At 60.4% G+C, this 6,892-nt stretch carries 6 protein-coding genes; 5 read left to right on the forward strand and 1 reads right to left on the reverse strand.

Annotated features, from left to right (window positions below; translation table 11 throughout):
- Positions 1–287: 287 nt before the first annotated feature.
- The gene (locus EYQ35_02050) at positions 288–1,052 is read right to left on the reverse strand and encodes an NAD-dependent deacetylase (protein ID HIF62924.1); all 765 of its coding nucleotides are present in this window, start codon (positions 1,050–1,052) and stop codon (positions 288–290) included.
- 128 nt (positions 1,053–1,180) lie between these two features.
- On the opposite strand from EYQ35_02050, the gene EYQ35_02055 reads away from it, so the two are divergent.
- The 5 genes from EYQ35_02055 to EYQ35_02075 all read left to right on the forward strand — a co-directional run.
- Positions 1,181–1,513 carry an XRE family transcriptional regulator gene (locus tag EYQ35_02055; protein ID HIF62925.1) on the forward strand — a complete coding sequence of 111 codons (333 nt, stop codon included), beginning with the start codon at positions 1,181–1,183 and terminating at the stop codon, positions 1,511–1,513.
- Positions 1,514–1,606: 93 nt separating this feature from the next.
- The gene (locus tag EYQ35_02060) at positions 1,607–1,873 is read left to right on the forward strand and encodes an XRE family transcriptional regulator (protein HIF62926.1); all 267 of its coding nucleotides are present in this window, start codon (positions 1,607–1,609) and stop codon (positions 1,871–1,873) included.
- Between the two features lie 105 nt (positions 1,874–1,978).
- Positions 1,979–3,934 (forward strand): DUF3604 domain-containing protein, encoded by a 1,956-nt coding sequence (locus tag EYQ35_02065; GenBank protein ID HIF62927.1) that lies wholly within the window; start codon positions 1,979–1,981, stop codon positions 3,932–3,934.
- Positions 3,931–4,287 carry an antibiotic biosynthesis monooxygenase gene (locus tag EYQ35_02070; protein ID HIF62928.1) on the forward strand — a complete coding sequence of 119 codons (357 nt, stop codon included), beginning with the start codon at positions 3,931–3,933 and terminating at the stop codon, positions 4,285–4,287. The genes EYQ35_02065 and EYQ35_02070 overlap by 4 nt, the downstream gene beginning before the upstream one ends.
- A gap of 185 nt (positions 4,288–4,472) precedes the next feature.
- Positions 4,473–6,892, forward strand: a 2,420-nt coding sequence (locus EYQ35_02075) for a hypothetical protein (GenBank protein ID HIF62929.1), incomplete at its 3' end; no start/stop codon positions are given.

The raw sequence follows: 6,892 nt of genomic DNA on the forward strand, positions 1-6,892 counted from the left end.
TCGATGATCCGATGGTAGTCGCCCCGGTCGGTGGCAACACGGGCACCTGGGTCGGCGAGTAGGCCACTATTTTTGCTACAAGGCCAAGGACGCGAAGACGACGCCGATGCAGGCCAAGTTCGTGAGCTCGGACATGCTGGCCAACAACGCGATGGGGCAGGGTCAGCTTACCTTCAAGAAGCCCTCGTTGCTCTGTCTGCGGACGACGCCGGTAGACATCGGTACTCCCTGGGCGAGGTCCTGGCTTGGAGGATCAGGCGGGGGGCCTGGCGTGGAGCCGGGCCCGGTCATCCCACGGCCGACAGGAGCGGAGGTAGTATATCGCTGATCGAACCGCGAAGTATGGCGTGTGCGATCTCGTCCATACCCGTAGCTTCGCCGTTGATTATTACCACCCTGGCGCCTGCTTCCCTTGCCGTGGGGACAATTCCGGCTATGGGATAGACCGTCAGCGTGCTGCCGATCGCGAGCATTAGATCACAGTCGAGGGCCGCACGCTGGGCTCGTGCCAGGTCTTCCTCGACCAGTCCCTGCCCGAAGCTGATCGTGGCCGACTTGAGTATGCCGGCGCACAATGGGCAGGCAGGGTCGAGCTCGCCCGCGCGCACCCTGTCAAAGGTGGTCTCTATGTCGGTCCTGTCGCCGCAGGCCATGCAGATCGCCTCGCGCATCGTGCCGTGGATCTCGATGACCTTGTCTGCGGAATTACCCGCCTGCTGGTGAAAGCCATCTACATTCTGAGTCACCAGGGCGAGCAGTTTGCCGCTCAGCTCGAGCTCAACCAACGCGTTGTGCCCGGCGTTGGGTTCTCGCTCTGTTCCCATCTGCTCAAGTTTCCACTGCCAGGCTTTTTTCCTCACCTCGGGATCGGACATGTAGTTGTCGATGGTGGCCATCTTTTCGGCCTCGGGGTCTCGGGTCCACAAGCCTTGTGGACCTCGAAAATCAGGGATACCGGAGGCAGTGGAAATGCCCGCGCCGGTAAGAACGGCGACGCGTTCAGCATCGGAAATCCAGTTTCTCACCGTATTAAAGCGCTGATGAGCATCCACGGGGAAAATCACATCACAGTCGTCTTGCGAAATCCTGCCCGGGTGGTCGGTATTGCCTTGACCGAGATGGTTCGAGTTGGATAACTTACTTGTAACGGCTTCCTAACAGCGCGGTAAAGGAGAAAAACATGGCAGCTAACTCATCACTCGAGAACAGGCTTGGCGAGATCAGCAAGGACCGGCGGCTGACCCTGGTGGACTTGTCTGATTTGACGGGGATTTCTTACTCGACAGTCAGGCGCATGGTTGTAGAGGGGACAGACCCGCCACTGGGCAACGCGCTGTCTATGAGCCGTGTGCTGGGGCTTCCTTTGAGAGAGCTCTACTGCATTGCGACGGCCCACGAAGAGCTGGTTGCGCTTGGGAAGGTCGGCCTTGCCTTTGACGGGCCGCTGCTGGCCGCGGGTGTGGCCGGGGCGGGGCTCTATATGAACGGAGCCGGCAGTGCTGGCGATTGCTGAGAATCACGGATTCTAGGGTTACAGGTGGTTAGTCGACCAAGGGGGGGGGACCTTGGGTTTGATGGGAAAGCGGAAGGGGAGAGGAGTAATAATATGCCGGGTACAACAGTTACAAATCTGATTTCGAAGATGCTGTACGATCGCGGTTGGACTGACGGCGAGCTCGCGAGACGCACCGGCTTATCGCGGCCGCGCATCAATCGCCTGAAGAACCGCAGGGCTCAACCCTCGGTTCGCGAAGCGCTGCTGCTCAGTGACGCGCTGGGTGTTGAGGTCGAGCAACTTTTCAGCCTTGAGCAAGCGTCGGAAGATCTGCTCATGGCGGTTCCGCTCGCATCGTTCCGCTCGCACAGCGGATAGTGTTCATCTGATCGCGCTTTTTTGATCCGGGTTTCCTGGAGACAGTCCGGGGATCTCGTTGCTGGGTGCCGGCGGGGTTCCGGTGGGGGGTTCCCACTTGATCGGATGGCAGCTATGCTGCCGCTCATGATTCGTTTGGCGTTAGGTTCCATCGCTCTTGCCTTGATATTACTTCCACCTGTTGCGCTGGCCGCGCGCGAGCCCTGCGAGTTGAATGACTCCCAACGTCTACCCTGGTTTGGCGATCTTCACGTTCACACCGCGTTGTCCCTGGACGCGGCGACGCAGGGCACGCGAGGGCGGCCGGTTGACGCCTACCGTTTCGCACGTGGGGGTACGCTCGGCATCCAGCCCTACGATGCTTCGGGCGCGCCGATGAGAGAGATAACGCTGGAGAGGCCTTTGGATTTCGCCGCGGTTACCGACCACGCCGAGCTGTTCGGTGAGCTCAGAATCTGCGAAACGCCGGGAATGGCGGGGCACAATTCGTTCGTGTGCCGATTGTTTCGCCACTGGCCCCGGGCTGCTTATTACCTGATGAACAACAAGGCGATGGCTTCTGAGAGCCCGAAACGCTTCGGGTTCTGTGGCGAGGATGCCGGTGGCTGCAAACGGGCGATGTTGAGTAGTTGGAGCGAGGTCCAAGCGGCAGCCGAGCAGTATTACGATCGCAGTTCGGCCTGTTCTTTTACCAGCTTCGTCGGCTACGAGTGGACCGGAAGTCCCAACGGGAGGAACCTGCATCGGAACATTATTTTTGGTAGTTCCGAGGTGCCCGGCGAGCCGGCCAGCTATGTTGACGCGCCTTCGCCGCGGCTTTTGTGGAACGCGCTCGAGCGTGACTGTCTCAACACCGGCAAGGGCTGCTCGGTCGTCTCCATTCCCCATAACTCCAACTTGAGCGGTGGGCTGATGTTTCCCACAGAAGGGCCCGACGGCGAAGCCATGACAGCTGACTATGCTAAGCGACGCGCGGATTTTGAACCGCTGGTCGAGATGATGCAGCACAAGGGCGACTCGGAGTGCCGTATAGGAGCTGGCGAGGCTGACGAGTACTGCGGGTTCGAAAAACTGCCCTACGATGATTTCATTGGCAACACGTTTCCCTGGTTGAGGCGCGAGGCCGGGCCTATGAGTTTTGTCCGGAACGCTTTGCTGCACGGCCTTGTGGTCGAAGATTCAACAGGGCAGAACCCCTACCGCTTTGGTTTGATCGGCGGCACCGATACTCACCTCGCGGCAGCAGGCGCGGCCGAGGAGACCTCGTTTCCCGGCCACGGCGGCGCAGGTAAGCCCGCCGGCAGTGACCTCGCGCCGGGGCTACCCGACAATATAGAGAACAACCCCGGGGGCCTCGTGGTTCTATGGGCCGAAGAGAATTCGCGCCCCGCACTCTTTGCCGCGCTGCGAAGGCGTGAGACCTACGCGACCAGCGGTCCGCGTATTATCCTGCGGCTCTTTGCTGCTTGGGAACTCGCCGACGACATGTGCGAAGACGAGGGTTTTGCGCGGGAAGGTTACTCCTCCGGTGTGCCGATGGGAGGGGTTCTTGCATCTTTTCCCGGGGGGACGTCGGCGCCGGTGATTGCTGTCTCCGCGATGGCTGATCCTGGTACGGCGGCCCGGCCGGGCACCGGTCTGCAGGTCCTGCAGCTGGTAAAAGGCTGGCTGGGCAAGGATGGCAAGCCGCACAGCCGGGTAGTCGACGTGGCCGGGGATAGGGACAACGGTGCTCTTGTGGACACGGACAGCTGCGAGGCCTCGGGCCCCGGGTCGGGTAGCCTCTGCTCTGTCTGGCGAGACCCGGACTTCGATCCTTCCGTGCCCACTTTCTACTACGCCAGGGTAATAGAAAACCCTGTTTGTCGCTGGAGCACAGTGTTGTGCAATCAGGCCGACATCGACTGTGCTGCCGACGGGGAGATTGCCGAAGCTTACAGCGGCTGCTGCGATTCTTCATACCCCCGGGTTATACAGGAGCGGGCGTGGAGTTCGCCGGTGTGGTATAAGCCGGATTCACGAGGGACGTCCGCTCAGGCGAAAACAGGAGAAGCGAGATGATTGTCGTTACCAACCGAATTGCTGTTGCCAGTGGTTACGAAGAAGAGTTCGAGGACCGCTTTCGCAAACGGGCGGGCCTTATAGATAGCGAACCCGGTTTTATTAATAACCGGGTAGAGCGGCCGGTGCTCAAACGTTTCGATCACGCCAGCGGTGGCTGGACCGAGACCAGCGAACAACAGTACTACCTGGTGCAGACCACCTGGCGTAATGAAGAAGATTTCTGGAACTGGACGAGGAGCGCGTCCTTCCGGGAAGCGCACTCTAATCGACCACCGAAAGAGATGTTCGCTGCCCCCAATGTTCTCGAAATCCACGAGATCGTTCTCGATACGGATTCGCGCTCGGAGTAGTGGCTGCTTGCATGCGTCTTGTCCCCCGGTAGGGGGGGGGCAAACGCTACTGCGTGGCTTCGGGTTTTTCGAGTCATACCCTTTGTCCCCCCCCCTTAAGCGGGGGAGATTCCTTTTTTAGCTCGCGGATTCCTTCTTTGCCGCACTGAAGTCTGCCTAACTGGTTCTCAAGGACCCCACGGGCAATGAACCATCGATACCAGTTTTTCCTGGCGGCCGTGCTGCTGTGCGCGTTCGCCCAACCGGCGGCAGCACAGGTTCCCGTATCAAGTGCTGCTGAACTCTGCGCGCCAACGGCCGACCCCTGTGTTATTAACTCGCCCGTTGTGGTCGCTGCTGGTGCGGCGCTGGACCTGGGTAAGCGGACGTTACTGGTCTCCCCGGGAGGATCCCTGGAGTTCGGCGCTGGTATGGCAAGCGTTACCTGTGGCGAGTTTCGCCTCGAGACCCCTGGGGCGCTTGCGCTCAAGGCTCGCGGTTTCAGCGGTATTGGAGGACAGGTGACCGTCAGCGCCAGGCGCAGCTGTTCGCTGGCGAGCGCGTTGTTTTGCCTCGTTGACAGCGAGTGCCAATCGCAAGGCGCGGGCACATGTACGCTGGGCAGTGGAAATATCGTCATCGGTGGCCGAGTGGCGGGAAACGCACCCACGCCGGCATTTCTCTCCCTCGTGGCGGCCGGGGATGTAACGATAAGCGAGCTAATAAACCTCAACGGAACCACCACAGCTTCGGACGGGGGGACCTTGGACATCGTGGCCATTGGGAAGGTGGACGTGCTCGCCCGGATACAAGCCAGTTCCGGTGCCGATGGCAACGGAGGCGAATTGGTGATCGGCGCCGGCAGCAGCGTTAATCTTCTGGCCTTGGTAGATGTGAAGGGGGGAGATTTTGACGGTGGCCTCATCGACGTCAATTCGGGGGGCGACATAAACATAACAGCCAGCCTCCTGGCTTCTTCTGGGGCTGGCGAGGGTTTCGGTGGGGATATAACACTGAGTGCCAGTGGTGATATTTCAATGGACGGCGGCAGCGCCGCTTCACCGGTCGTACTTGATACCGATGGCCACGGGAGCGTCGGCATTGGTGGAGACGGGGGCAGCCAGGATCTTAGCGCTGGAGGAGATATCTACGTTGGTCCTTTTGTAAAACTCACCGCGAGTGGCGCTGCCCCTGACGGTTTCGGCGACTATCTAATGCTTGACGCTCTTGGATCACTGGTCGTTGATGGCGAACTCGTCGCCCGGGGTCGGGGGAGCCAGAGCGGAGGAGGCATCGTTGACCTCTTCGCGGGCATTGACCTCGTGCTGGGTTCGACCTCCCGGATAGACGTAGGTGGAAGCGGCGGCGGCGGTGACTCGCAGGCCGGGGCTGGAAGAGATGCCCGACTGGCCGGGGCAATCGATATAGGTTCCAGTTCTGGTGGAGGTATCGCAGATGTCACGGCGCTTCGTACGGTCGTCTTGTCAGGATCCTTTGTATCGGCGGGAGGTCTCGGAACACCGCCAGCCTTTATCAGCCTGGCTGCTTGTTCGCTGAGGCTTGAATCGGGGGCGGTCATAGACAATCCGGGGGCTGGCTCGCTCAACAGCTTGACGGGCTACGAGTCCATATACGTGGATACCGGCGCAAGTGTTATTTCCGGAGGCAACAACAGTCTCAATTATTCTGGCGCGGCACCGGTGGTGGAGGGGGTGGTTGTGCCTGCTGCTTTGCCCGTGGCTGTAGTTCCGCTTGGTGTCTGCGACACCTGCTCGGATGGGTTCCCGGGCTCCGCGGAAAGCTGCGATGACGGCAATCTTATAGCGGGTGATGGTTGCGACGCGGCCTGTCAGGATGAGGGTTGCACGGCGCAAACACCGGGCTATCCAGCGGCTGCCCTCTGTGATGACGGGAATCCCTGCACCGCGGATCGCTGTGTTCCCCTGCAGCACGTCTGCGAGCACGTGGATCCCTGTGACGATGGAATAGGCTGTACGGCTGATTCCTGTGTCGTTGCAGCGTGTGTTAATACGGTTTCAGATCAGGCTTGCGACGATGGCAACCCCTGTAGCGACGACGCTTGTTCCCCCTTGTTGGATTGCAGTTATCTCCCCAACACATTGGCCTGCGACGATGCTGATGAATGTACTTCGGGCGATTCCTGCAGCCTGGGCGTATGTTCGGGAAATGCGATTCCTTTCTGCCACGAGTGCGGCGATGGAATTGTGGACCTGGGTGAGCTTTGCGACAATGGTATTTCCGCCAACAGCGACATTCTAGCGGACGCCTGTCGCAACGATTGTTCGTTGGCCAGCTGCGGCGACGGGGTGACCGACAGCGGCGAGGCTTGTGACGACGGCAACGCGGATGACAGCGACGCCTGCCTGTCAACCTGCGTGCTGGCCAGTTGCGGCGATGGCGTAGTGCAGGCCGGCGTGGAGCAGTGCGATCGCGATGGATTGAACAACGACAGCCAGCCCGACGCCTGCCGCACCGATTGCTCGTTGGCCAGCTGCGGCGACGGCGTGACCGACAGCGGCGAGGCTTGCGACGACGGCAACGTGGATGACAGCGACGCCTGCTTGTCAACCTGCGTGCTGGCCAGCTGCGGCGATGGCATAGTGCA

It is taken from the genome of Candidatus Binatota bacterium (genome assembly GCA_012960245.1).
Classification (GTDB): Bacteria; Desulfobacterota; Binatia; order UBA1149; family UBA1149; genus UBA1149.